This window comes from Candidatus Nitrosopumilus sp., from assembly GCF_965263415.1.
GTDB lineage: Archaea > Thermoproteota > Nitrososphaeria > Nitrososphaerales > Nitrosopumilaceae > Nitrosopumilus.
Genome location: NZ_OZ253671.1, coordinates 1,284,088 through 1,306,473 on the forward strand (window position 1 = coordinate 1,284,088; position 22,386 = coordinate 1,306,473).

General features: G+C 33.1%; 27 protein-coding genes. 19 read left to right on the forward strand and 8 right to left on the reverse strand.

Annotated elements, in window-relative coordinates:
- Positions 1–2: 2 nt before the first annotated feature.
- Positions 3–1,112 (forward strand): thiolase family protein, encoded by a 1,110-nt coding sequence (locus ACQY22_RS08210; RefSeq protein ID WP_428324207.1) that lies wholly within the window; start codon positions 3–5, stop codon positions 1,110–1,112.
- Positions 1,109–1,417, forward strand: a complete 309-nt coding sequence (locus ACQY22_RS08215; protein WP_428324208.1) for a hypothetical protein — start codon at positions 1,109–1,111, stop codon at positions 1,415–1,417. The genes ACQY22_RS08210 and ACQY22_RS08215 overlap by 4 nt, the downstream gene beginning before the upstream one ends.
- Here the strand turns inward: ACQY22_RS08215 and ACQY22_RS08220 are convergent.
- Positions 1,410–2,237 (reverse strand): hypothetical protein, encoded by an 828-nt coding sequence (locus ACQY22_RS08220; RefSeq protein WP_428324209.1) that lies wholly within the window; start codon positions 2,235–2,237, stop codon positions 1,410–1,412. The two genes, ACQY22_RS08215 and ACQY22_RS08220, sit on opposite strands and share 8 nt — an antisense overlap.
- 45 nt (positions 2,238–2,282) lie before the next feature.
- A complete protein-coding gene (locus tag ACQY22_RS08225) occupies positions 2,283–2,477 on the reverse strand; it encodes a hypothetical protein (protein WP_428324210.1) in 195 nt (64 codons plus the stop codon).
- A gap of 316 nt (positions 2,478–2,793) precedes the next feature.
- On the opposite strand from ACQY22_RS08225, the gene ACQY22_RS08230 reads away from it, so the two are divergent.
- The 3 genes from ACQY22_RS08230 to ACQY22_RS08240 are packed head-to-tail and all read left to right on the forward strand — an operon-like array spanning position 2,794 to position 4,364.
- Positions 2,794–3,342, forward strand: coding sequence for a resolvase (locus tag ACQY22_RS08230; protein ID WP_428324211.1), 549 nt, complete (start codon positions 2,794–2,796; stop codon positions 3,340–3,342).
- A 58-nt stretch (positions 3,343–3,400) separates the two neighbouring features.
- Complete coding sequence (locus ACQY22_RS08235; protein ID WP_428324212.1) at positions 3,401–3,991, forward strand: hypothetical protein; 591 nt, start codon at positions 3,401–3,403, stop codon at positions 3,989–3,991.
- Between the two features lie 55 nt (positions 3,992–4,046).
- Positions 4,047–4,364 (forward strand): hypothetical protein, encoded by a 318-nt coding sequence (locus ACQY22_RS08240; protein WP_428324213.1) that lies wholly within the window; start codon positions 4,047–4,049, stop codon positions 4,362–4,364.
- A gap of 296 nt (positions 4,365–4,660) precedes the next feature.
- Here ACQY22_RS08240 and ACQY22_RS08245 read toward each other — a convergent pair whose 3' ends face one another.
- Positions 4,661–5,047 (reverse strand): hypothetical protein, encoded by a 387-nt coding sequence (locus tag ACQY22_RS08245; protein WP_428324214.1) that lies wholly within the window; start codon positions 5,045–5,047, stop codon positions 4,661–4,663.
- 90 nt (positions 5,048–5,137) lie between these two features.
- Between ACQY22_RS08245 and thrC the strand changes: the two genes are divergently transcribed.
- Positions 5,138–6,475: a threonine synthase gene (thrC, locus tag ACQY22_RS08250; protein WP_428324215.1), complete on the forward strand. Its 1,338-nt coding sequence runs from the start codon at positions 5,138–5,140 to the stop codon at positions 6,473–6,475.
- 153 nt (positions 6,476–6,628) lie between these two features.
- The gene (locus ACQY22_RS08255) at positions 6,629–7,882 is read left to right on the forward strand and encodes a hemolysin family protein (protein WP_428324216.1); all 1,254 of its coding nucleotides are present in this window, start codon (positions 6,629–6,631) and stop codon (positions 7,880–7,882) included.
- Here ACQY22_RS08255 and ACQY22_RS08260 read toward each other — a convergent pair.
- Positions 7,879–8,931 (reverse strand): type II glyceraldehyde-3-phosphate dehydrogenase, encoded by a 1,053-nt coding sequence (locus ACQY22_RS08260; protein WP_428324217.1) that lies wholly within the window; start codon positions 8,929–8,931, stop codon positions 7,879–7,881. The two genes, ACQY22_RS08255 and ACQY22_RS08260, sit on opposite strands and share 4 nt — an antisense overlap.
- A gap of 218 nt (positions 8,932–9,149) precedes the next feature.
- On the opposite strand from ACQY22_RS08260, the gene ACQY22_RS08265 reads away from it, so the two are divergent.
- From ACQY22_RS08265 to ACQY22_RS08275, 3 genes are all read left to right on the forward strand, one after another.
- Positions 9,150–9,854: a hypothetical protein gene (locus ACQY22_RS08265; RefSeq protein ID WP_428324218.1), complete on the forward strand. Its 705-nt coding sequence runs from the start codon at positions 9,150–9,152 to the stop codon at positions 9,852–9,854.
- A 44-nt stretch (positions 9,855–9,898) separates the two neighbouring features.
- On the forward strand, positions 9,899–10,609 hold the full coding sequence (locus ACQY22_RS08270; RefSeq protein ID WP_428324219.1) for a DsbA family protein: 711 nt from the start codon (positions 9,899–9,901) through the stop codon (positions 10,607–10,609).
- Between the two features lie 105 nt (positions 10,610–10,714).
- Complete coding sequence (locus ACQY22_RS08275; protein ID WP_428324220.1) at positions 10,715–12,109, forward strand: hydroxymethylglutaryl-CoA synthase family protein; 1,395 nt, start codon at positions 10,715–10,717, stop codon at positions 12,107–12,109.
- Here the strand turns inward: ACQY22_RS08275 and ACQY22_RS08280 are convergent, their stop codons facing one another.
- Positions 12,110–12,412 carry a hypothetical protein gene (locus tag ACQY22_RS08280; protein ID WP_428324221.1) on the reverse strand — a complete coding sequence of 101 codons (303 nt, stop codon included), beginning with the start codon at positions 12,410–12,412 and terminating at the stop codon, positions 12,110–12,112. It lies immediately after the preceding gene.
- An 89-nt stretch (positions 12,413–12,501) separates the two neighbouring features.
- Here ACQY22_RS08280 and ACQY22_RS08285 point away from each other — a divergent pair, with 89 nt between their 5' ends.
- Together ACQY22_RS08285 and ACQY22_RS08290 are read left to right on the forward strand one after the other, a co-directional pair.
- Positions 12,502–13,050: a hypothetical protein gene (locus ACQY22_RS08285; RefSeq protein ID WP_428324222.1), complete on the forward strand. Its 549-nt coding sequence runs from the start codon at positions 12,502–12,504 to the stop codon at positions 13,048–13,050.
- 41 nt (positions 13,051–13,091) lie between these two features.
- The gene (locus tag ACQY22_RS08290; RefSeq protein WP_428324223.1) at positions 13,092–13,379 is read left to right on the forward strand and encodes a hypothetical protein; all 288 of its coding nucleotides are present in this window, start codon (positions 13,092–13,094) and stop codon (positions 13,377–13,379) included.
- 64 nt (positions 13,380–13,443) lie between these two features.
- On the opposite strand, the gene ACQY22_RS08295 is transcribed toward ACQY22_RS08290, so the two are convergent.
- Positions 13,444–14,307: a prohibitin family protein gene (locus ACQY22_RS08295; RefSeq protein ID WP_428324224.1), complete on the reverse strand. Its 864-nt coding sequence runs from the start codon at positions 14,305–14,307 to the stop codon at positions 13,444–13,446.
- A 106-nt stretch (positions 14,308–14,413) separates the two neighbouring features.
- Here ACQY22_RS08295 and ACQY22_RS08300 point away from each other — a divergent pair, with 106 nt between their 5' ends.
- Positions 14,414–14,818, forward strand: a complete 405-nt coding sequence (locus ACQY22_RS08300; RefSeq protein WP_428324225.1) for a hypothetical protein — start codon at positions 14,414–14,416, stop codon at positions 14,816–14,818.
- On the opposite strand, the gene bioD is transcribed toward ACQY22_RS08300, so the two are convergent.
- On the reverse strand, positions 14,819–15,505 hold the full coding sequence (bioD, locus tag ACQY22_RS08305) for a dethiobiotin synthase (protein ID WP_428324226.1): 687 nt from the start codon (positions 15,503–15,505) through the stop codon (positions 14,819–14,821).
- An 80-nt stretch (positions 15,506–15,585) separates the two neighbouring features.
- On the opposite strand from bioD, the gene ACQY22_RS08310 reads away from it, so the two are divergent.
- From ACQY22_RS08310 to bioB, 3 genes are all read left to right on the forward strand, one after another.
- Positions 15,586–15,771, forward strand: coding sequence for a hypothetical protein (locus tag ACQY22_RS08310; RefSeq protein ID WP_428324227.1), 186 nt, complete (start codon positions 15,586–15,588; stop codon positions 15,769–15,771).
- 51 nt (positions 15,772–15,822) lie between these two features.
- Complete coding sequence (gene bioA, locus ACQY22_RS08315; RefSeq protein WP_428324228.1) at positions 15,823–17,136, forward strand: adenosylmethionine--8-amino-7-oxononanoate transaminase; 1,314 nt, start codon at positions 15,823–15,825, stop codon at positions 17,134–17,136.
- A gap of 73 nt (positions 17,137–17,209) precedes the next feature.
- Complete coding sequence (gene bioB / locus ACQY22_RS08320; protein ID WP_428324229.1) at positions 17,210–18,190, forward strand: biotin synthase BioB; 981 nt, start codon at positions 17,210–17,212, stop codon at positions 18,188–18,190.
- Positions 18,191–18,243: 53 nt separating this feature from the next.
- Here bioB and ACQY22_RS08325 read toward each other — a convergent pair whose 3' ends face one another.
- Positions 18,244–18,978, reverse strand: coding sequence for a matrixin family metalloprotease (locus ACQY22_RS08325; protein ID WP_428324230.1), 735 nt, complete (start codon positions 18,976–18,978; stop codon positions 18,244–18,246).
- Between the two features lie 169 nt (positions 18,979–19,147).
- Between ACQY22_RS08325 and ACQY22_RS08330 the strand changes: the two genes are divergently transcribed.
- The 3 genes from ACQY22_RS08330 (at position 19,148) to ACQY22_RS08340 (ending at position 22,313) form a co-directional block, all read left to right on the forward strand.
- Positions 19,148–20,272 (forward strand): aminotransferase class I/II-fold pyridoxal phosphate-dependent enzyme, encoded by a 1,125-nt coding sequence (locus tag ACQY22_RS08330; protein ID WP_428324231.1) that lies wholly within the window; start codon positions 19,148–19,150, stop codon positions 20,270–20,272.
- A 201-nt stretch (positions 20,273–20,473) separates the two neighbouring features.
- On the forward strand, positions 20,474–21,208 hold the full coding sequence (locus ACQY22_RS08335) for a cytochrome c biogenesis CcdA family protein (RefSeq protein WP_428324232.1): 735 nt from the start codon (positions 20,474–20,476) through the stop codon (positions 21,206–21,208).
- A gap of 4 nt (positions 21,209–21,212) precedes the next feature.
- Positions 21,213–22,313 carry a redoxin family protein gene (locus ACQY22_RS08340; RefSeq protein ID WP_428324233.1) on the forward strand — a complete coding sequence of 367 codons (1,101 nt, stop codon included), beginning with the start codon at positions 21,213–21,215 and terminating at the stop codon, positions 22,311–22,313.
- Positions 22,314–22,386: the final 73 nt, after the last annotated feature.

Consider the following 22,386-nt stretch of genomic DNA (forward strand, 5'->3'; position numbering starts at 1 on the left):
ACATGAACAAAGTAGGTATTGCAGCATATGGAATTACACCATTTACCAAAGATGATAAAAAAATAGAATCTGCACTTTTTGAATCTACTAAAAATCTTATTGAAAAAAATCCTAAAATAGAAAAAAAAGAAATTGATGCAGTCTTGATTTCAACAAACAATAACTCAAAATATCTTGCCCCAATATTGTCTGAAAGCATTGGAATTCAACCAAAAACATCCCATTCCATAGAAAATTTGTGTAACTCAGGCACAAATTCTATTGTTTCAGCCTATTCATACATTGCATCAGGTCTTGCAGATATGGTTCTAGTTAGTGGGGCTGAAAGATATGATAGTCCAGGTCAAATTTTAGAGTGGGATAATTCCCGAGGAGAGTTCAAACATCCAATATTTTGGGCATCAATTTTTACGAGTTCTTACAAACGAAAATTCTCAATAACAGAGGAACAATTGGCAATGGTTTCTGTGAAAAATCACAGTCAAGCTCAAAATAATCCAAATGCATTTTCTAAAAAAACATACTCTGTTCAAGATGTAATGAATTCTAAAAAAATCACAGAAGATCTTAGATTGCTTGATTGTTCAAGATCTTGTACAGGAAGCGCATCAATTATTTTAGCATCAGAAAAGATGATGAAAAAAATTACTGATCAACCAGTATGGATTACTGGTGTAGGTCAAAAAACAATTTCAGCAGGATTTACAAAAAATGAATCATTTAATTCAATGGAATCAACAAAACATGCAGTTAAAACAGCATTAAACATGGCAGATAAAAAAATTAAAGACATTGATGTAGCAGAAGTTCATGATGCATTTTCAGTATGTGAACCAATGGCATTAGAAGCAATCGGTATGACAAATCCTGGAGAAGGAACCACGTTTGTAAAAGAACTCTATGAAACAAAAAATCTCAAAATTAACCCAAGAGGAGGACTGATTGGTTGTGGACATCCATTAGGTGCAACAGGTATTGCACAAACAATAGAGATTGTACAGCAACTACAAAATAATGCAGAAAAAAGACAAGTTGAAAACACAGATGTAGGTCTAGTTCACAACATGTCGGCAGCAGCAACATCTTCAACTATTTTGGTGTTAGAAAAATGAGTTTTGAAGAAGAGATTTCTAAAGGGAATTTTCTAATTCCAGAATGTACCGTTTGCAAAAAACTAGTATGGCCTCCAGCAGAGTTTTGCAATACATGTATGGGTAAAACTACCCTCAAAAAAGGGGATTTTCAAGGTAAAATTATTGAATTTTCAAAACAAAATGAAGATTACTTTTGTATTGTAGATGTGGAAAACTCTTTTAAAATTATGGCAAAAATGTCTAAAGAGCCAGACATTGAACAAATTGTTAAAATTTCAAAATGCGGAATTAATGAAGGGAATTATTTTTTTGAAGTTAGTTAAATTTTGTATAGATATAAGGTGTTTCAGCAGTTTGATCAAATGTCCAAACAGTAGGAAGTGAAACTGTTTCAATCACTTGTAAATTATGATTTTGAATTAAGGAACTCCACCCCCCATTTCCTAAATTTCCAGATAGTTGTCGTTTAGAGTGTGTTCCAGCAAAAACTATTCCTGTAGAATTTTTGAGTTGATCAATAGAATTTATTTTATCAATGATACTTGTTGCCAACATATCTCCACCCATTTGTGGTAGTCCCCCAATGAAAAATATAGGGTTTGTTAGTTGAAATTTAGAATAATCAAATTCTAGTGCATCATCACAGATTGGATCAAAGTTTTGTTTTGTATCATCACAGATCAATTTTTGTAACTCCACTAATCCATCATCAATTTCAATACTGTGTGTTGTAAAACCTAAAACTTTTCCACAAAATGCAATGCGTCCATCACCTGAACCGATGTCAATTAGTTCATGGTATCCCAAATTTTTTGCAATTAATGTCATCAAATATGCGGAAATCATCCATGTTGGATAAAATGGCTGACAACTTGTACCATGTTTGATACTATTTAGCCAATAATCATTAATGTCTCCTTCATAAATTACACAATCAATACCAAGAATTTTTTCTTCAAAAGAATTATGATAAATTGGATTTTTTTCTGCAAAGTTATGAATGGATTGTAAATGTTCTTCATCAAATGGGAATTTTTCAGAGTTTGAGGCAGGAAGAACCTCTTGAATGTGGGCATTGCCTGAATAATTTTTGGCAAAATCTTGTTTTATTGAAACTAAATTTTGAACTATTTCATCAAACATGAATTTTGTAAAAATAAGGGTTTGATAAACTCATTGTAGTTTGTGTCATTTTTTAGAAGTAAAGTAAGCAATTTCTTGTTCTACTTTTTTTAATTGGTCAACAGTAGTTGTTTGTAATTTTTCAATCTCTTTTAATTCATTTTCTGAAGGATCCATTACTCGTTGAAATTCTAATTGTTTGAGGGTATTTAGATAAAAATCTCGTTGTTCAAGTAATTTTTCAATTATAATTTCAGACACAGATTGTTTGAAACACAGTCATATTTAGACAAAGTGTTAATTGACTTCAAAAGTAAAACTATCGAATTTAGTAAGATTCACCATTATTTCTACAATCGTCACAAGGGCAATGCCAATGACATTGAAGATTTTGGTGTTGTTTTAGTTCCTTTTTCTTTTTAGCCACAAATTATATTTTTTCTCAAGAGTATTATTGTTTTACCAATTTACTCAAGGTTTTATTTCTATCACAAATAAGAAACGAACAACTCAATGAAATTTAACGGGTATTATGTAATTACCTACCTTACTATATCTAAAAAAGATGAAAAAAAGTATGCGTTCAAGAACAATAACAATATCAAAATTATCTAAAAAAACTAAAACAAATAATCAAAAAGCTGCAAAAACTCGCAGACAACGTGGATATCAATGGGAAGATACACTGGTTAAAAGATTCAATGCCACACCAGAGTGGAAGGCATTTAGACTAGGTTCTCCCAGCATCGCACTACCTGATGTTCTGGCAGTAAATACTGGGGACAGTGCCATTTTTACTATTGAGGCAAAATCTGGAACGAGTACTTCCCTCCCAGTACCATATGATCAAATTGAAAGATGTTTAGAATGGGTAAAGACGTTTGATATTTACAAAAAAAGAAAGGTGTTATTGGCATTCAAATTTTTGTCAAAGAAAAGATTAGGAATAGGAAAATACGAAAGTAGAGAATTAAGAGAATTTTACAAGATTTGGGATGAAAAATTAGACATTACTGATTGTGTCTGCACATATGATGGAAAAATATATGCAAAAGTAGATGGATCCCGAAAAGAGATCCCTCTTAAAGAATGCAAAATGCCATTTAAAACAAAACAACCCAAATAGTGCCCAACTTTACAGAATCTTCAAATCGTTTTTAAAGAATAAACAAGAATCAAAGGTATTGTCTGAAGTAAACAGGGATGAAGAAGCCCAATCACAATGGGAAATGGAAGAAAAAAGAATTCAACAAATTAAAAATCCTACTGAACCAGTTGTAGAACCAACTCCAGAACCTGAAGAATCACAATTACCTGAGATTAATATTAAAACAAGTTATGATGAGGCCCCTTCAACCGAATTTAATTCTGCTGCATTATTAGAAACAGCATCGGATGCAGAAGTAAATTCCCGTATTAGATTTGAAGAATTTACAGATGAAAAAACTCTGATCAGCCATGACGCATTTGGAAATAAACAGATGAAAATCAAAGTGTTAGAAGTATCTGATGAAAATCCGCCACAAAGATGGAAATTTGGAGATAGAGTAAAAGTAACTAAAATCCTTGTAACCATAAAACATCTAGCAACACAAGAGGTAGAAGAAGGAGAATTTGATGTAGAGGAAATTGAAAGAGAATTGCAAGAAAAAAGACACTATACATCCACAAATAGATGGATCCCTGCAGAAGATATCAAAAATGGGTATGTGGTAGGTTCAAAACATACCAGACTAATCAGTGATGCTTCGGCATTAGATTACATAGTATTCTAATAGTTCATCATTTTCCTCTGAAAAACATTATAAAGATAAGATTTCGAAAAATGTTATGAGTTCAAAAGAATTTGACGTTAATGGAACTGATTACAAAATTGTCATAACAGATCAAATAGTAGGTCATGTGAATAATCTCAAAAATCTCTACAATTCAACATATGAAGATCCTGAAAGTTTTGAAGACGTTAGTGCCGAAATTTCAAACACGATAAATGAAATTGCCGCCACTGTGGAGCCAGAAGTAGAAGATAGTGATCTAGATGGATTGATTCAAGAAGTAATCAAAGCAGTAGACACTAAAGCTGAGGAAATTGAGAAGGAATTAGAAGGAAAAGAACCTTCTAAAAAAAAATCAAAATCTAAGAAATAATCTCATTTGACCTTAAACTCATAAAAATTTGGAGGATAAATTATATTCCAATTAATTCAACATATGACATGGCTAGAAGTTGCGAATGTGGCATATGTGGCCACCATTCTGAATCAGAATGTCTTGAAAAAGAATGCAAATGTTGCATAAATTTTCATGAAAGATCTGGGCCTAAACAAAAATAATTTCTAAAAATTAATTTTCTTCTTTAAAACAACTACACTTTTTTGACATGTGTCTATTACATCCAAATAATTTATGATCCTTACAACCACATAATACGCACTTTTTATCAGTCAAATCTTATCCATAAACTCCTTGATTTCAGTCATAATTTTGTTCTCATCAAAAGATTCTAAAATTTTCAATCTCATATTCTTTATTCTGTGTCCATCATCTTGATAGAGTGGAGTCATCGTCTCAATTTCTTGTTCAAAGGAATAATTTTCCAAATAATTTTTGAATTTTGATTTTAGTGGTTTAAAATCTGAATGAGGTATTTTGTTATCCTCAACTTTATTTGAGATAACCTTCAAAAATCCATTTATTTTGAGCGATTCTTTTTTTATTGCATCTAGATCCCCGGGTTTATCTTGAATCTCTTTTAGATTCTCATAAGATTCAAGAATTTGCAATAGTATACTTTTTAGATATTCAATGTATGTAACCACAACCAATTTCAAAATACATCCAATCTAAAGTTTAGGAAAAATAGCTTGAACTGTGTAAAATTGCACCTTTGCTTTAAATTATCATAATTTTTTGTAAGGATTATGCAGGGAGACGCATATCTCAAATGTATTGATCCCCAATGTGGTATGGAGTACCCTATAGAGAGTACAAATGTTCAATGTGAAAAAGGACATTTGCTTGATGTTAAATACAAACAGACTCCTTCAGAAAATCTAAAAGAAGTATTTTACAAAAGAAGAAACTCCCAAGGTAACATCTTCAATGAAAGTGGAGTTTGGAGGTTTAGAGAATTACTAAACTTTTGTCAGATAGATACCGAAAACATTGAAGAGTGTTCAAAATATTTGGTCTCACTTGACGGGGCAGAAGGAAGACTATCAAAGCCTTACCACATGGCAAAAGCTTCAGAACTAGTAGGAATTTCAAATGATAATTTATGGCTACAGCCTGAAGGATACAACCCAAGTGGTTCTTTCAAAGATAACGGTATGGCAACTGCGGTAACTCATGCAAAGATGGTGGATGCAAAAAAGATTGTTTGTGCATCTACTGGAAACACTTCAGCTTCTGCAGGTATGTTTGCAGCTAATGAAGGGATTAATTGTGACGTGTACATTCCTGCAGGACAAATTGCTCCAGGAAAATTAAGTCAAGCATATCAATTTGGAGCTCAGATTTTAGAAATTGACGGAAACTTTGATGATGCTCTAAAACAATCATTAGATGATGCACAGAATCATGACGGATATACTGTAAATTCAGTTAATCCATTTAGAATCGAAGGACAGAAAACAATTCCATTTAGAGCATTAGAATATTTGAATTGGGAAGTTCCAGATTGGATTGTTTATCCTGGTGGTGCATTAGGTAACACATCTAGTTGTGGAAAAGCATTGATGGAACTCTATGAATGGGGTTGGATTAAAAAAATTCCAAGAATTGCAGTAATCAATTCTGAAGGTGCAAGTACATTATCTGATTTGTATAATGGTAAATTTGAGGGAGAAGAATTAAGATGGAATAAAGGGAAACCAAACACTGAATTAATTACAAGATATTACGATGATTTAGATTCCAAAGGAATAAGACCAAAAACCAAAGCTACTGCAATACAAATTGGAAGACCTGCAAATATTTTGAAAGGTTTACGTGCACTTGAATTTACAAATGGTGTTGCAACAACTGTTTCAGATGCGGAAATGCTTGATGGAATGTCCGTAGTGGGTCTCAATGGTTTTGATTGTGAGATGGCATCAGGTGCATCAGTAGTTGGAGTTAAGAAATTGATAAATGAAGGAATCATACAAAAAGACGACACAGTAGTTGGAATCCTTACAGGTAGGCAAAAAGATGCAATGCTTCCAGTAGACTATCACAATAATCCTCAAAACAAATTTGCAAAACCTCCAAGAAATTAGCCTCGATTTATAGGCTCAGAAAAGTTTTGAGTAATTTTGTCATCTTAAAAGTTAAATCCCTGTTTTGTGAATTGAGTATACCAAAGAGATGGTGCAAAAATACTAAATGAAAAAACAACGTAGTTGTTCTGAGAAAATTTTCTGGAGGATATCATGGTAGATTTATGGGTTGAAATTGGAGCGTTAGCTGTACTTATTGGATTATCTGGATTCTTCAGCGGATTAGAGGTTGCACTAGTAGGAGTAAGAAAATCCAAAGTTGTTCAGTTATTTAATGAAGGTAAGAAAGGTTCCAAGGCACTTTACAAATTAAAAACAAATCCTGGTTGGATGATGTCTAGTGTCAATCTGGGCAATAATTTAGTAAATGTTGGCGCATCTGCATTAGCAACAAGTGTTGCAATCAGAATGTTTGGTGATGAAGGATTAGGAATTGCTGTAGGTATTATGACATTTTTGATTTTAATTTTTGGGGAGATTACTCCAAAAACATATTGTAATGCAAACTCTACCAAAATTGCATTAAGATATGCTCCAGTATTATTAGGATTTAGTTATGCATTATATCCAGTTGTAAAATTCTTTGAAACCATCACAAAAGGTGTAGTAAAGATGACTGGTAGTAGTTATGCTCCGCCACCGATTACTGAAGAGGAAATTAAAGGAGTTATTGATCAAGGCTTGGAAGAAAAAGCACTTGAGAAAGATGAGATGGAGTTAGTTCATGGGGCTTTGAAATTTGATGATACTGTAATTCGTTCAGTAATGACCCCGAGAACAAAGATGTTTACACTAAATTCAAAAATGTTACTATTTGAAGCATTACCACAAATTAATCAAAGCGGTCATTCTAGAATTCCAATTTATGGTGACACTCAGGATGATATTGTAGGTTTTATTCACGCTAGAGATGTGTTAAAAGAATTAGAAAAAGACAATGAAGTTGTTAGTTTAGAGCAAATTGCAAGAAAACCAGTATTTGCATCTCAAGAAAAGATGGTCAGTTCATTACTAAAAGAAATGAAAGGAAGGAAGACTCACATGGCAATTGTAGTTGATGAACATGGAGGAGTTGAAGGATTAGTTACACTAGAAGATTTGTTAGAAGAGATTGTAGGGGAAATCGAAGATGAAACAGATCTTACTAGAAGTAGAGGTTATGAAAGAATTGATCAAGACACAATTGTTACAAATGGAGACATTGAAATTGATGTTGTAAATGAGATTTTCAAAACAAATGTACCTGAAGGAGATGATTATGCATCATTGAGTGGTTTGCTACATGAAAGACTGCAGGACATTCCACAGGAAGGCGACAAAGTGGAGGTAGAGGATCTTCGAATAGTTGTAGAAAAAGTATCAAAAAATATCCCTCAAAAAATTAGAATAGAAAAAATAAGAACCTAGTCAGTCTTTGCAAAGTGTTCTTGTAGTTTTTGTTTCTTTTCAACCATGTGGAAGATAGATTCAGTATGGGCAAATGCATCCGCATATGATTTTTCAAACAACATGGCTTGCATCAACATATGGTTTTCAGGGATAACAATTCCTGTTTGATCATCAGAGTACATTATTTGTACAGTATCACCAATAGATGTAGTCATATTTGCATGAATGTGAATCATGTTGGTATCTGTAAAATTAAATCCCATATTTTGGGCATAATCCCGTACATCTTTTGTTCCCTTTGCAGTCCAGAGTGTTGCAACACCAAATTCATTTGCAAATAATTCATGAATCTCTGATGGTTTTGGAGCAGCATTTTTGAACCGAATATCCATGATGTGCAAGTGCATCTGTCTTGTTGGAACTTTAATTGCTCTAACGTAAAGTGGTGCGTCTTTTCCAAAGTATAACTTTACATCATCTCCATGATGAGGTTTTTCAGTCATTTCAATTGTATCTGAAAGTTTTTTGTCAGTTTGTTCAATGTCTGCCCATCTCCTAACAAGTGTAACATCAAATCGAATCAAACTATCTCCAAACTTGTCCCTTAATGGTTCAAGGATTCTGCCCATTCCAGTAACATTGCAACTGCCTTGCATGACATGATGTTTTCCTATTGCAAGATCAAAATTTGCTCTAGAGTTAAACAACAAATCTGAAACTGCATCATCGCCCATTGTTGATTCACCACCTTGATAAATAGCAGGAAGGTTACGTGGTTCATACAAATTTTTCTTATTTTTGTATCCATGACCTCCAGGAGCTGCATCAATTACAAGATCAGATTGGTCTAATGCAGATTCAATAGAGCCAGATATTTTGAAATCTTTGAAATCTTCAAGTTTCTTTTCAGGAACATAAACATTCAGTCCTCTAGAGAGTGCAACATTTACATCGTCATCTGGAGAGTATTTTCCAATTCCTATAACTGAAATTTCAGGATCATCTTTGAGAAAGGCAGTGATTCTACTACCTATTGAGCCATAACCATTAACAAAAACTTTCTTCATACCAGTTTACAAAATATCCTATTTTTTTAGTTATTGATGTTGCACATTTGCCAAAATAACTTCTAGTCATAAATTTTGAAACTTTTTGAGAAACAATCGTAAACAAACCAATATGAAGAAGAAGTGAGGCTAATTTTTGTTCTAGAAAATAAAAACAAGAATAATCATAGAATCATTTGATAAGAATTCTTTAAAGCAAGATTTTGAATAGAAACATTATGAAAAATGAGATAGCGGTAGGGATTTTTGTTTTAGTTTTTGGATTGTTTTTTAGCATACCTACACATGCAGAAGTAGACTCATTTTCAGAGATTTCATTTTTACAAACAGGTGTGATAAATACAAGTGAAAATCAATTTCAAATAAGTAATGAAATTCAGACAAGGGAATTTTCTAATGGAAATATAATCAGAGTGTCTGGGCAAACAATTGAAGGATTTCCCTATATCACATATTCAAAAATTTTAGAAGATAGTATACACACACATGGGATAATCTATGTAGGGGGCAAATTCATCACATTATCATTTGAAGAAAAACCAACACAAAAAACAATAATAGAAAAAAAAGATGATTTACAAATTCTAGTGCAATATACACAAAGAGTTTACTCAAAACAAACTGCAATATTGGATATTAAAGTATATGATCCAGAGCAAAACAAATTGAATGATTATAATCTAAATTATGGATTTCTTGCCAATACTAACATAGAGGTAATTGTGTTAAACGAAAACAATGAAGAATTTTATTCTACAACAGGAATTACAAATGATGAGGGGTTGTTTGGAGTAAATTTTTCAATTCCTGAAAAATATCCTCAAGAAACAATGATTATAACTATTAAAGCTGATGATGAAGATTCAGAATCATCAAGAATTTTACAAATGTTTACTTTAGGCGATACATCTCCTAAAGGATAATTTTCATCATAAAGACTAAATGAGATAAAAAAATTTCAAAACCATTGATACATGGTCCATCATTAGCAATAGGTGCAGTAATTTCTGCAGCAGTTTTAGTTATTGTTTTTTGGAGTTTTGATGGAATTTCTAATGAATCAGAACTAGTAATGCAACCAACTCCAACAATTCAACCAGAAGGGCCTGCAAAAGTAACAATGGAGACATTTTTGGCCAATGGGTCTCCCATATTAGGAGATTCTAATGCTCCAATCACATTAGTTGAATTTGGAGATTATCAATGTCATTTTTGTAATGTTTTTTTCCATTCAACTGAGGACGATATTTTGAAAAATTATGTGGATACAGGTAAAGTAAGAATGATCTTCAAAGATTACAACATTATTGGTCCAGATTCCATTAATGCATCACATGGGGCACATTGTGCAAATGATCAGGGAATGTTTTGGGAGTATCATGATATTTTGTATAATAATTGGACAGGAGAGAATAACGGATGGGCCTCATCAGAAAACTTACTACGATTTGCACAAGAAATTGGATTAGATGTAGATGTATGGTCTGAATGTATGATTAATGGTGTTCATTCAAAGACTATTGTTGCAAGTAATGATGATGCAAAAGCACTAGAACTTACGGGAACCCCTGCATTTTTTGTGATAGGGCCTGACGGTAAAGTTACAAGATTGTTTGGAGCACAGCCATATGAGACATTTGAGAATACTTTTGAGACAGAATTAGAAAAACAAAGTTAAGCGATCAGATTACGCATGACAAGTCAAAATAATTACCAAAATTTCCTTCCTAGTTATCTAGAATTTACCCGCTAACCTTATTAGTGAATTCCCGGAGCCAAGCTTATGGCAGCTGGAATTGATGACATTTCGATATACATCCCTAGATTATACATTGATGCAGCAGATTTCGCTGAAGCTAGGGGATTAGACCCAGTAAAATTGCAAAAAGGTCTAGGAGTTTCTCAAATGGCAATAGTCGATGCCAATCAAGACCCAGCAATACTAGCTGCTAATGCTTGTTTGAAAATTATGCAAAAAAACAAGTTATCACCAGAAGATATTGGCAGATTATACGTTTCAACAGAATCATCATTTGATGAATCTAAAGCAATGAACTCTTACGTTATTGGAATGCTGGAACAGGTTTACGGTCAAGGTGCATTTGAGCACTGTGGAGGTGTTGAAACTAAATTTGCATGTGTTAGTGGCTCTTATGCCCTATATGACAACACAAATTGGATTAGAGCAGGTGAAGCTGAAGGAAAGCATGCCCTTGTAGTAGTATCAGACATTGCAAAATACGATATGGGTTCTAGTGGTGAGATGACACAAGGTGCAGGAGCAGTAGTGATGCTTCTCAATGATGAACCAAGATTATTGGCATTTGACCCAAAAGTAACATCTACATCAATTAAAGACGAATATGACTTTTACAGACCATTTGGAAAAGAGACCCCAATTGTTCATGGTCAATATTCTAACATGTTATACATGATTCAAGTAAGAAAAGCACTTGAAGCATACAAGAAAAAAGTAATTTCCTCAAAACTAATCAACATAGAACCAGGGGAGACAATTCTTGATCATATGGATTACATCAACATGCACTTACCATACAGCAACATGGGAAAAAAGGCACTAGCATATTTGGTAAGACATGAGTGGCGTCAACTTCCAAGATGGAAAAAAGTCTTACAAGAAATTGGATTGGATGAACCAATTCCAAAAGATCCTCGTGGAACTATAGAATCGGTATTAGGAGATGAAGAGTTTATGGCAAAAGATCACGAGTTTACTAAACTATTTACAAAAACTCCGGAATATCAAGAAGTGTACGAATCAAAACTTGCAAGCTCATTAATTGCATCTAGCATGATTGGTAATTTGTATACTGCATCATTGTATCTTGGTTTTAGAAGTAGTTTAGAATTTGAATATCAAAAAGGAATTCATCTAGAAGGAAAAAGAATTGGGTTTGGTTCCTATGGTAGTGGCAGTAGTGCAATGGTGTTTAGCGGTGTTGTTCAACCAGAGTTTGAAGAGATTGTGAAGAACATGAATTTAGAATCTGAGATTGGTGAAAGACGAAGACTAACTTGGGAAGAATATGAAGAATTACACGAGAATAAACTATCTCCTGAAGAACCAATGCTTCACTCAAAGAAAGAATTTAGTTTGGTAAATGTAAAAACCGAAACTGAATCTAGAGGCGAAAGACGTTACGTCTATAACGAATAATCATCTAGATTTACGTTTGTATCCTTGTTCTATTTTGCAATGCGACAATGATGCATTTTGAGCTTTACTTGATGCCTTTTTCTTTTTTGACGTACCAATATTGTCTTTAATTTTAAAAATTTTCTGAGTCTCAGATTGAGTCTTTGTGTCTTTAGTTGGGATGATGTTTGTTGGAGAAATTTGTTTTTTCTTTTTCTTTTTTGGTTTGTTAGGATCTGAAGTATTCTTTTTTGTCCATTTGATATTTTTGATATCGGCAGATGAAGACCGTTCAATGTTGTAATCCATCAAAGATTTGCCCATGCCAATCATACAGAACAGAGAGTTTAAGCGTATTGAATGAAAAACACCATGAATTATTCATATAAGGTATGGTAAAAGTTTGAACAAGAATGGATGAAGAAGCAAATCCAATTAAGGATTACTTGTTTGAATATATCAAAAATTCACAAACAATATCAGAGTTAATTTCTCAGAAAAAATTTGATGTAGTAATTGATGAGATTATTACAAATTGTTATGATAAAGTAATTTTAATGGATCAAAAAGATGTGGCATTAGGAATATTTGCTACAGGTATACTGCATTATTTACTAACTAATGCATTATTGAACAGTCAGAGAAAAATAGAACATAATGGGATGGAGGTAGATATTGTAGTACCTGACATAAAGACTTTGGAAAACGATTCCAAGATGAGCCTAGTAATTTGTATTCCAAAATCTTCAGACAAACAAGTTATAGAAGAGAAAATTGCACAACTCGAAAAAATTCAACCAACAAAAGAGAACATATGGGTAATTTTATCTGAAAATATATCATTAGACAAAAAGACGTTTGTATTATCAAAAGAAAACTCATCTTTTTCAAAAATTATCTTTGAGATAGCACAGTTTAGCAATGTTGGAGGAGCAAACAAGTTCAAAATTTTGCGAATATGACACAAAAAGAGAATAAATATCAAAAAAATCATACCTAAACCATGGCATCAATTATTGTAATTCCAATAGTCATAGTAGCGATAGTGGGATTAACAGGGTATTTGGTTTACAAATATGGTATGTATGACTATATGTGTAAAAGATCAGTGAATCAAACACTGCAAAAATACAACATACAAAAGACTCCTTCTCAAATAATCAAAGAATATTTTGAAGATAGAGGTGAGAAGAAATCTCCCAAAGAAATTCAAAATTTAGAGAAACACTATAGACAAAAAGAACCTGATCAATTCCTAGCAATGTATGATGCAATTAGAGAGAGAGAATAACAGAGTTTACAAACTTAATTGTATTTTGATATCAATTATTTTTAGAGAAAACTTTGTGAATTAATTATGGAGATACAGGAATTTGAATAAATGGAGTTCCTCCCTCACCAACTACCAAAGGTAATTTTCCATCCCATGCTTGAGTCTTTAACCATTCCAAATAGTTTGGATTCTCCGCAAGGGCTTTGTTGATAATTGCAATTGCTTCAGCTTCACCTTTTGCCTCTGCAATGTTTGCATTAGCAAGACCAATTGCATTTGCTTCACGCTGTCGTGCTTCAACTTCAATTCTTCTCAAATCGTTTTCTGCTTTGAGTGCCTTTTGTTCTGCTTCTACTTTGGATTCAATTGCTTGAGCAAATAATGGTGAAAACTCAAAGTCAGTAATGGAAATTACTTCAGTAACTACATCAAACTGATTTAATCTATCTCTAATTGATGATTCAATGTCTGCTTTAACTAGTGGTCTTTTTGTGATTAGTTCCTCAGCATTGTAATTTGCAGTTACTTGTTTTACTGTTTCCTCAATTGCTGGTTGAATGACTCTGTTCTCATAGTCTAATCCCAAATTCTTGTACAGTCTATGTACTCCTTCTTTGTCAGGATGATAGTTTACAGTAACAGTAGTCTCTACTGTTTGCAAGTCTTTAGATGCACTTCGGGCATCATTTGCATATTTTAGCGTACGAACTTCAATATTAACAACTTCATCTTGAAAAGGAACTACAAAATGCAGGCCTTCTTCAAGTGGAGGTTGTGTTAAATCAACTGCATTCCAGTGGAGTAATACGCCTCTGTGACCAGAATCTACAATTTTTACTGAAGCAGTTGCTACAACTCCAACTATAATTAAAATTACAATTGCCACTGCAACTCCTTTTGCGGCACTCATATTCACATTCATGCTAGGAGATTGGTATTTTGACATCTATTCCAGTATGCATTTACTACTATTATACCATCTGTAAAATCCAATTCCATGTACAGATCACATCTAAAATGAACAAATTTATCCCAGAATACCAAGTAATTACATGGCAGACCCAAACTTTTCTTGGATTTATCTAATAATTTTCTTGGCCATTCCATTATCGCGAATCATCCCAAGAATTATTGCAAAAAGAAGACAAGCAAATGGCAGTTATTCAACTTTTGAAAAACCAAATCAAGAAAACATAGATGTAGTTAGACTAGAACAAAAACAGTCACCATCAAGCCCTCAAACAAAAGATATGCAAGTTTTAGGAATAATGCATCAAGGGGCAAATACATTTGAAAAAATCAAAAGAGCAACAAAAATGGAAAATAAAGAACTTGATTCAATTTTGCAAGATTTAGAAAAAAGAAACCTCATCAAAGTAGTACAAAAACAAGGAATGTTTGGACCAAAAGTCGAACTTTATTCTACAGATAAAGGATTCAAAGAATATTATTCATAATCATTTAAGCAGTGTTTTCAAATCAATGTTCTTTTTGAAGATTCTATTTAGGGATGCATCACTCATATCTTTGATAAATGGGATAGAGCCTAGAACCTTGACTCCTGTGAGATTCTGCAAATCTCGTTTCAAGTTTTTGATTGGGTAACCACAATCATCAAAATCATTAATGATTATTCCTTTGACTGGGATTTTGTATTTTTCACACATCTTAATTGTCATTATTGTGTGATTTACAGTTCCAACCTTACTTCGAGTTACAATTACGGTGGGAATTTTCATTTCTTTAATCAGGTTTGTAATGTAATAGTCTTTGAGAATAGGAGTCATTATTCCACCCATTCCTTCTACAAGAATCATTTCATGAAGTTTAGATAATTTTTTGAAACTAGATAGAATGGTAGAAATTTTTGGTTTTGTTTTTAGATTCTTCCAAGCAGTGTAAGGTGATGCAGGAATTGGAAAGAACTGGGGGTTTATCAAATTTTCAGGATCAGATGTTTGTGCAGCTCTTGCTAAAATTTCAATATCTTCAGATTTGTAACCTTTTTTCTGTGCAGCACCTGCTGCAAAAGGTTTCATTACACCAACATCTACATTCATTTTTCGTAATGCAACTGCCAATCCTGATGTGATGTATGTTTTACCAACATCAGTATCAGTTCCAGCAACAAAAATGGATTTCATCAGAGATATTTTTAGAATATTCCATTGATTAACTCATCGGTTGGACTATATTGTTAAAAATATCCATGAGAAAGTGAATCATGACAGAAAATTTTCAAGATTCTAAAAAATACGAGACAGTAACAATAGAATCCAAAGTCAGAGAAGGTGTTTTTCATAAAGTCATTAAAGACTTGGAAAGTGGAAAAGCAGTATCTTGTTCATGTAAGTGTTGGAGTAAAGGTAGAAAAGCCTGTGCTGCTATGAGAAGTATAGGGGTTGAATAATTTTCAACAATAATCGGATAATTATTAAGATCTGATATCCGAGTAAATCAGTTGAAAAGTTCTGTTTGGCATCCAAATACCCAAATGAAGGAATGGGATTCATTTGATAAAATTACCAAGGCCAAAGGTGTGTGGCTTGTAGACTCTAAAGGTCACAAAATGATTGATGCTGTTGCCTCTATGTGGTGTAATGTTTGGGGACATTCTAATCCTCAATTGGTGAGATCAATTACAAATCAAAGTAAAAAACTGCAACATTCTTCCATGTTCAACATTACAAACGAGCCTGCAGAACAACTTGCAGATAATCTTGTGAAAATATCTCCAGGAATGCATAAGGTGTTCTATTCAGATAATGGTTCATCGGCAATGGAGATTGCAATCAAGATTGCATTACAATATTGGAAAAACATTGGAGATAGAAAAACAGAGATTGCAACTGTAGAAAATGGATATCATGGAGACACATTTGGGGCCATGTCAGTAGGGTACGTTCCGGAATTTTTTGGCAAGTTCAAAAAACAATTATTCAAAACAATACAATTTCCAGTTCCAAACAAATACAGATTACCAAAAGGATACGCAATATTGGATTATCAAAATCAATGCCTTGAAAAAATAGAGAATGAGTTTTCAAAAAATGACAGTATTGCCGCGTTTGTGATGGAAAGCGGTGCACAGATGGCAGGCGGTGTTATTATTTATCCAAAAGGATTTCAAAAAAAGATTAGTCAATTATGTAAAAAGTATAACGTATTGTTTGTACTAGATGAGATTGCAACAGGATTTGGAAGATTAGGATCAATGATACAATATCAAGAACAAAAATCCATTCCAGATATTGTAGCATATGGAAAAATGTTGACTGGAGGATATCTTACAATGGCAGCTACTCTTGTAAATAAAAAAATCTATGATTCATTTTTAGGAGAATTTAATGATTGGAGGCATCTTTTCCATGGACATACATACACTGGAAACCCTCTTGCAGCATCAGTTGCAAATGAGAACATCAAAATGTACAAGAAAAACAATCTAATTAAAAAAATTCAAAAAACATCCAAAGTGTTTGAAGAATATTACAATGAAATCTCGGAAATTGACATCGTAGGAGATATCAGACACAAAGGAATGTTAATGGGAATTGAACTAGTCACAGACAGAAAGAAAAAGACCCCAATTCACCCTAAAAAATCAATCAACAAAATATTCTATGAGACAGGAAAGAAAAACGGAATTTATCTTAGAACTTTAGGAAACATAATCATGCTAGTGCCCCCTTTGGTAATATCAGAAAAGGAGTTAAATTTACTCCTAAAGAACACCATCAAGACCATTCAAGATGCAAAATCACAAGTAATCTAACTGTTAACCCCCTATAGGCTCAAAGGTTAACCTTTCCATTATTGTTATAAATGGAAAATATCTGTGTTAGATTGTGAGCACACTAGAGTTCATCAAAGAATGTCAAGAAAAAGTATTTTCAGGAAATCATATTACTGCAGAAGATGCTGAAAAACTGTTAAACATTCCTGAAGAAAATCTCAAAGATTTAGCAAGATGTGCAAATGAAATAACTCGAGATTTTAATGGAGAAAAGGTAGATGTTGAACAACTAAACAATATTAAGAAAAATGCATGTAGTGAAGACTGTACATTTTGTGGTCAGTCTGCATTCTTTGACACAGGTATAGATACATATCAATTACCATCACCAGAAGAAGTTGTATCAAAAGCTCAAAAAGCAAAAGAAGAAGGTGCAGAATCATATTGTCTTGTTGCAGCATGGAGAGAGCCATCAAAAACGGATTTTGAAAAAGTTTGCAAGATTATAACTGAAATTAATGACAAAGTAGGAATCAGTGTTGAATGTAGTTTAGGATTTCTCACACAAGAACAAGCAAACAAACTCAAAGATCTCAAAGTAAAAAGATACAATCATAATTTAGAGACAGCAAAATCAAAATTCCCAGAAATATGTACCACCCACACATATGAAGACAGATTAAAGACATTAGGAATTGCAAGAGATGCCGGTTTAGAATTATGTACAGGTGGAATTATCGGGTTGGGAGAAACTAGAGAGCAAAGACTAGAATTAACATTGGAATTAGCAAGATTATACCCTGAAGAAGTAACAATCAATATTTTGGTACCCGTTCCAGGTACTCCTTTGGAATTACAAACAGACTTGGCAAATTCTGAAATTGTCAGAATGTTTTCAGTGATTAGATTTTTACTTCCAGAGTCAGTGATTAAAATCTCCGGCGGAAGAGAAACCAACCTGGATGATTCAGGCGAGGAATTACTTCAAAGTGGGGCAAATGGAATCATTACCTCAGGATACCTTACCATGGGAGGTAATGAAGCTCAAAAAGACCTGCAAATGATTGAAAAAATAGGTCTTAAATCACAATAAAAAATCAACAGTAACAGTTGTTGAAATAGACATTCAAAAAATTTTATTTTAAACTAATTACACACGGTAAAGTTATCGTCATTATCATCATACAGATGTTGAATAGCATCTATATGACATTCAGATATGTATGGAATTTCAGTAAGAATCATACTTGACATCAAATCATCTGAATCAATAGAATGGCCTAGACCAAGAGCATGTCCAAATTCATGTCTTATGATAGTTGTTAAATCATCAGCAGATAATTTTTCTACATCATAAATTACAATATGAGATTGTAAAATTTCACGATCATGAGTCATGATTCTAGCATATCCAGAATATCCATCAGACTCTTTATAATTTGAAAATTGAATTACAATGTTATTTTCATTACTTAATGTAGAAACAATGTTGAATTTTGCAGGAATATTGTTTTTAGTATCAATATTTTTAGCAGCAGTTAATGCACCTTCCCAACCCAAATAATAGGTGGATTTTGAATTTACCAAGTTATCATTGGATGGATTATCTAATTCAATTGTGTCATGAGATGTTAACGCATAAACAACTGCATCAAGTTGTTCATCAGTTAACAGATGACTACCTAAAAAGACAACATCTAGTTCTTCATGGGGTAAAACATTCCAAAATGCAGAAGTGATGATTCCGTTTTTTTCAAGAGAAAGGAATTTGGATGTTAATGGTGCAACTGCATCAGTATCTTGGATAAAACCAGATAATGAGATCATCAAAAATCCTGCCAACATACAAGAGAAGACTTTGGAATTTAGTCTGATTTTCATATTTTTGACCTATTTCCCAAAGTTGGGAATAAGGTATAAAGTTACCTATTTCCCAAAGTTGGGAACTACATTTAGGCGTAAAACAGCGTGCCTGAAATGGATGTAAACAGAAAATAGAAGAGATCGCCTTCCTATAGGCATATAAGATTTCAGCAATCAAAATTAGACCTTGAAGAAAAAATTGAAATTTGTGGATGCAGAATTGCTTGAAATTAAACAAAACAACCTGTATAGAAAATTAAAGTTTGGGAAAATACAAAAGGAATCCATTACAATTAACGGTAAAAAATTATTAAATTTGTGTTCAAATGATTATCTTGGATTACCAGTAACTAAACTACAAACAAACCAACTTCAATCAAGTTCAAGATTAGTTTCAGGAAATGATGAATCATACTTAAAACTAGAAAAAGAGCTTGCAAAACACAAATCCCAACAAAACAGTTTGATTTATCCTACAGGATACATGGCAAATCTTGGTTCAATTTCTGCAATTGCAAAAAAAGGAGATTTAATTCTAAGTGACGAATTAAATCATGCAAGTATTATAGAGTCATGCAAATTAACAGATGCCAAAGTTTCAGTGTACAGACATAATGATATGCAAGATTTACAATCTAAATCAAAACAAAAAGCACAAAACAAGTTTATCATAACTGAAGGAATATTTAGCATGGATGGAGATGTATCACACTTAAAACAAATTACAGAGATTGCAGAGAAAACCAATGCGATAACAATTGTAGATGATGCACATGGCGATTTCGTAGTAGGAAAAGACGGAAAAGGAACACCAAATTATTTTAACGTTGGGAAAAAAATTGATTTGTATGTTAGTAGCTTAAGTAAGGGATTAGGATCATTTGGAGGATACATTGCAGCACAAAATAATGTGGTTGATTTGTGTATAAACAAATCAAAGTCATTCATTTACACATCAGCACTGCCATCACTTTTAGTAAAACATTCTCTAAAGCGATTCAAATCAAATAGAGAAAAACAAAGAAAAAAACTAGAAAAAAATACAAAATCATTAGCAAAAGGCCTCAGAGAGATAGGTTTTGAGATAAACTCAGAATCTCAGATAATTCCAATAATTATAGGAAAAGAAAAGTTAGCCATGGACTTTGGTAAATTCTTATTTGAAAATGGAGTATTTGCACAGCCCATAAGATATCCTACAGTACCAAAGAATCAAGCCAGATTGAGGATTTCAGTCACAGCATGGCTAAATGACAAGGATGTTGAGAGAGCCTTTGAGATATTTGAAAAAGCATACGTAAAATTCTGCTAATTATCTCATAGCGTCAAAGCCACCAAACATTGGAGATCCAATCAAAACAGCAGCCACAACTACGATACCCAAAACAATACCGACTATCACAAATCGCTTATTCATACCAAAATTAGTCAAACCCCAGTTAAAAACGGATTGTATGGATATTTGGTAAAAATCTGGAAGAATGCTTTAAAGTAAAAATTACAACTTTAGTACATGGCAGAGATAAGTCTAGCAGTTGCAGCATTGGCAGGACTAGGTTCATTTGTTGCACCATGTATCTTGCCCATGATTCCTGCATTTCTTGCATATCTTTCAGGAACTACACTTTCAGAATTAAACCAAAAAGATGGAACAAAGACAGTTTCAATTAACAGAGCAAACATTATCCTAAACTCTGTATTCTTTGTACTTGGATTTTCTGTAGTTTTTTCAACATTAGGAGTAATAATCAACAGTACACTTTCATCAACGTCAGGAGAGATAGTAGATGGATTTAACCAGATAGGGGGAATAATCATTATCGGATTTGGGATATTCTTACTTCTTTCAATGAAGATAAACAAATTAAATTTAGAAAAGAAATTTTTCCCAAAAAGATCAAAGGCAAGTTATCCAATGTCATTTGTTTTTGGTTTGGCATTTGCAGCAGGTTGGACTCCATGTGTTGGACCAATATTAGGAACAATACTTACGCTTGCAGCAACAACACCATCAGTTGCATTCAATTTACTTTTAGTATATTCATTGGGATTAGGAATTCCATTTATCTTAATTGGAGTGTTTTATTCTAGAGCAAGTAAAATAATTCGTTCAATGAATAAACATCTAAAATATTACAACATAGTTCTTGGCGGATTCATTATAGCATTAGGAGTTCTAGTATACACGAATCAACTAGCATATATTGCAAACTTTCCACTTCTCAATGAACTGTTACTACTAGGGTGATGAAATGAAATCAGAAATTAAAACAGCAATTATTCTTGCAGCAGTAATAGGAATAGGAATCACGGCCCTAAGTTTGTCATTTTCAACACTTGATCAGCCTAGTGTTTCACACATGTCAAATGATGACTCAAGTACTATAGACAAGTCTGGATTCAAAAAAGCACCTGACTTGGTAGGAATTGCTCACTATCTGAATACAACTCCTGAAGAATTAACACAAGAAATTGAAGGCAAAGTAGTGCTGTATGACATTTGGACATATAGCTGCATTAATTGTATCAGAACTCTACCATACATCACAGCTTGGGATGACAAATATGCTGATCAGGGATTGTTAATTGTTGGAGTACATTCTCCAGAATTTGAATTTGAAAAAGTTCCTGAAAATGTACAAATGTCAATTGAAAAACACGGAATCAATTATCCAGTTGTCATGGATAATGACATGGAGACTTGGAAAGCATTTGAAAACAGATACTGGCCAAGAAAGTACATTGCAGATCATGAAGGGTACATCAGATATGATCATATTGGAGAGGGAGGATATCAAGAAACTGAAAAAATCATTCAACAATTAATCAAAGAAAGATCTGATGCATTAGGAATTCAAATGGCATCTGCCTCATCACTAGTAGATATTGAAGAGTTTGAGCATTCGTTGTTTAGAACGCCAGAATTGTATTTCGGGTATTACTTTGCACAAAACAGAAATCAGTTAGGAAGTGAAGAGGGATTCCAACCAGAAAAAACAGTTGTGTATGAAGAGTCAGATAAAATAGAATTGCACAAGTTCTATCCAATTGGAACGTGGCAAAACCACGAAGACAGTATGGAGTTAATTTCTGAAGAAGGAGAGATAAAGTTACTGTACAATGCAAAAGAAGTAAACATTGTTACTGCAAACAATGCTGAACTTGAGATTTATCTTGATGAGGAATCATTACCAGCACAATACTCTGGTAATGACATTACATCTGGAAATATTCTAAGTGTGTCTGAACCAGGATTATACAACATCATTACCAGTGAAGAGAGTGCGTCTCATGTATTGGAGATAAAAGTCAAGGGTAAAGGATTTCAAATATTCACATTTACCTTTGGATAGTGTAACTACAACTATCTGTCACTCCAGTTACACTAGGCAGAGTGACAAATCTCTTTAAAACAAAATTTTTGAC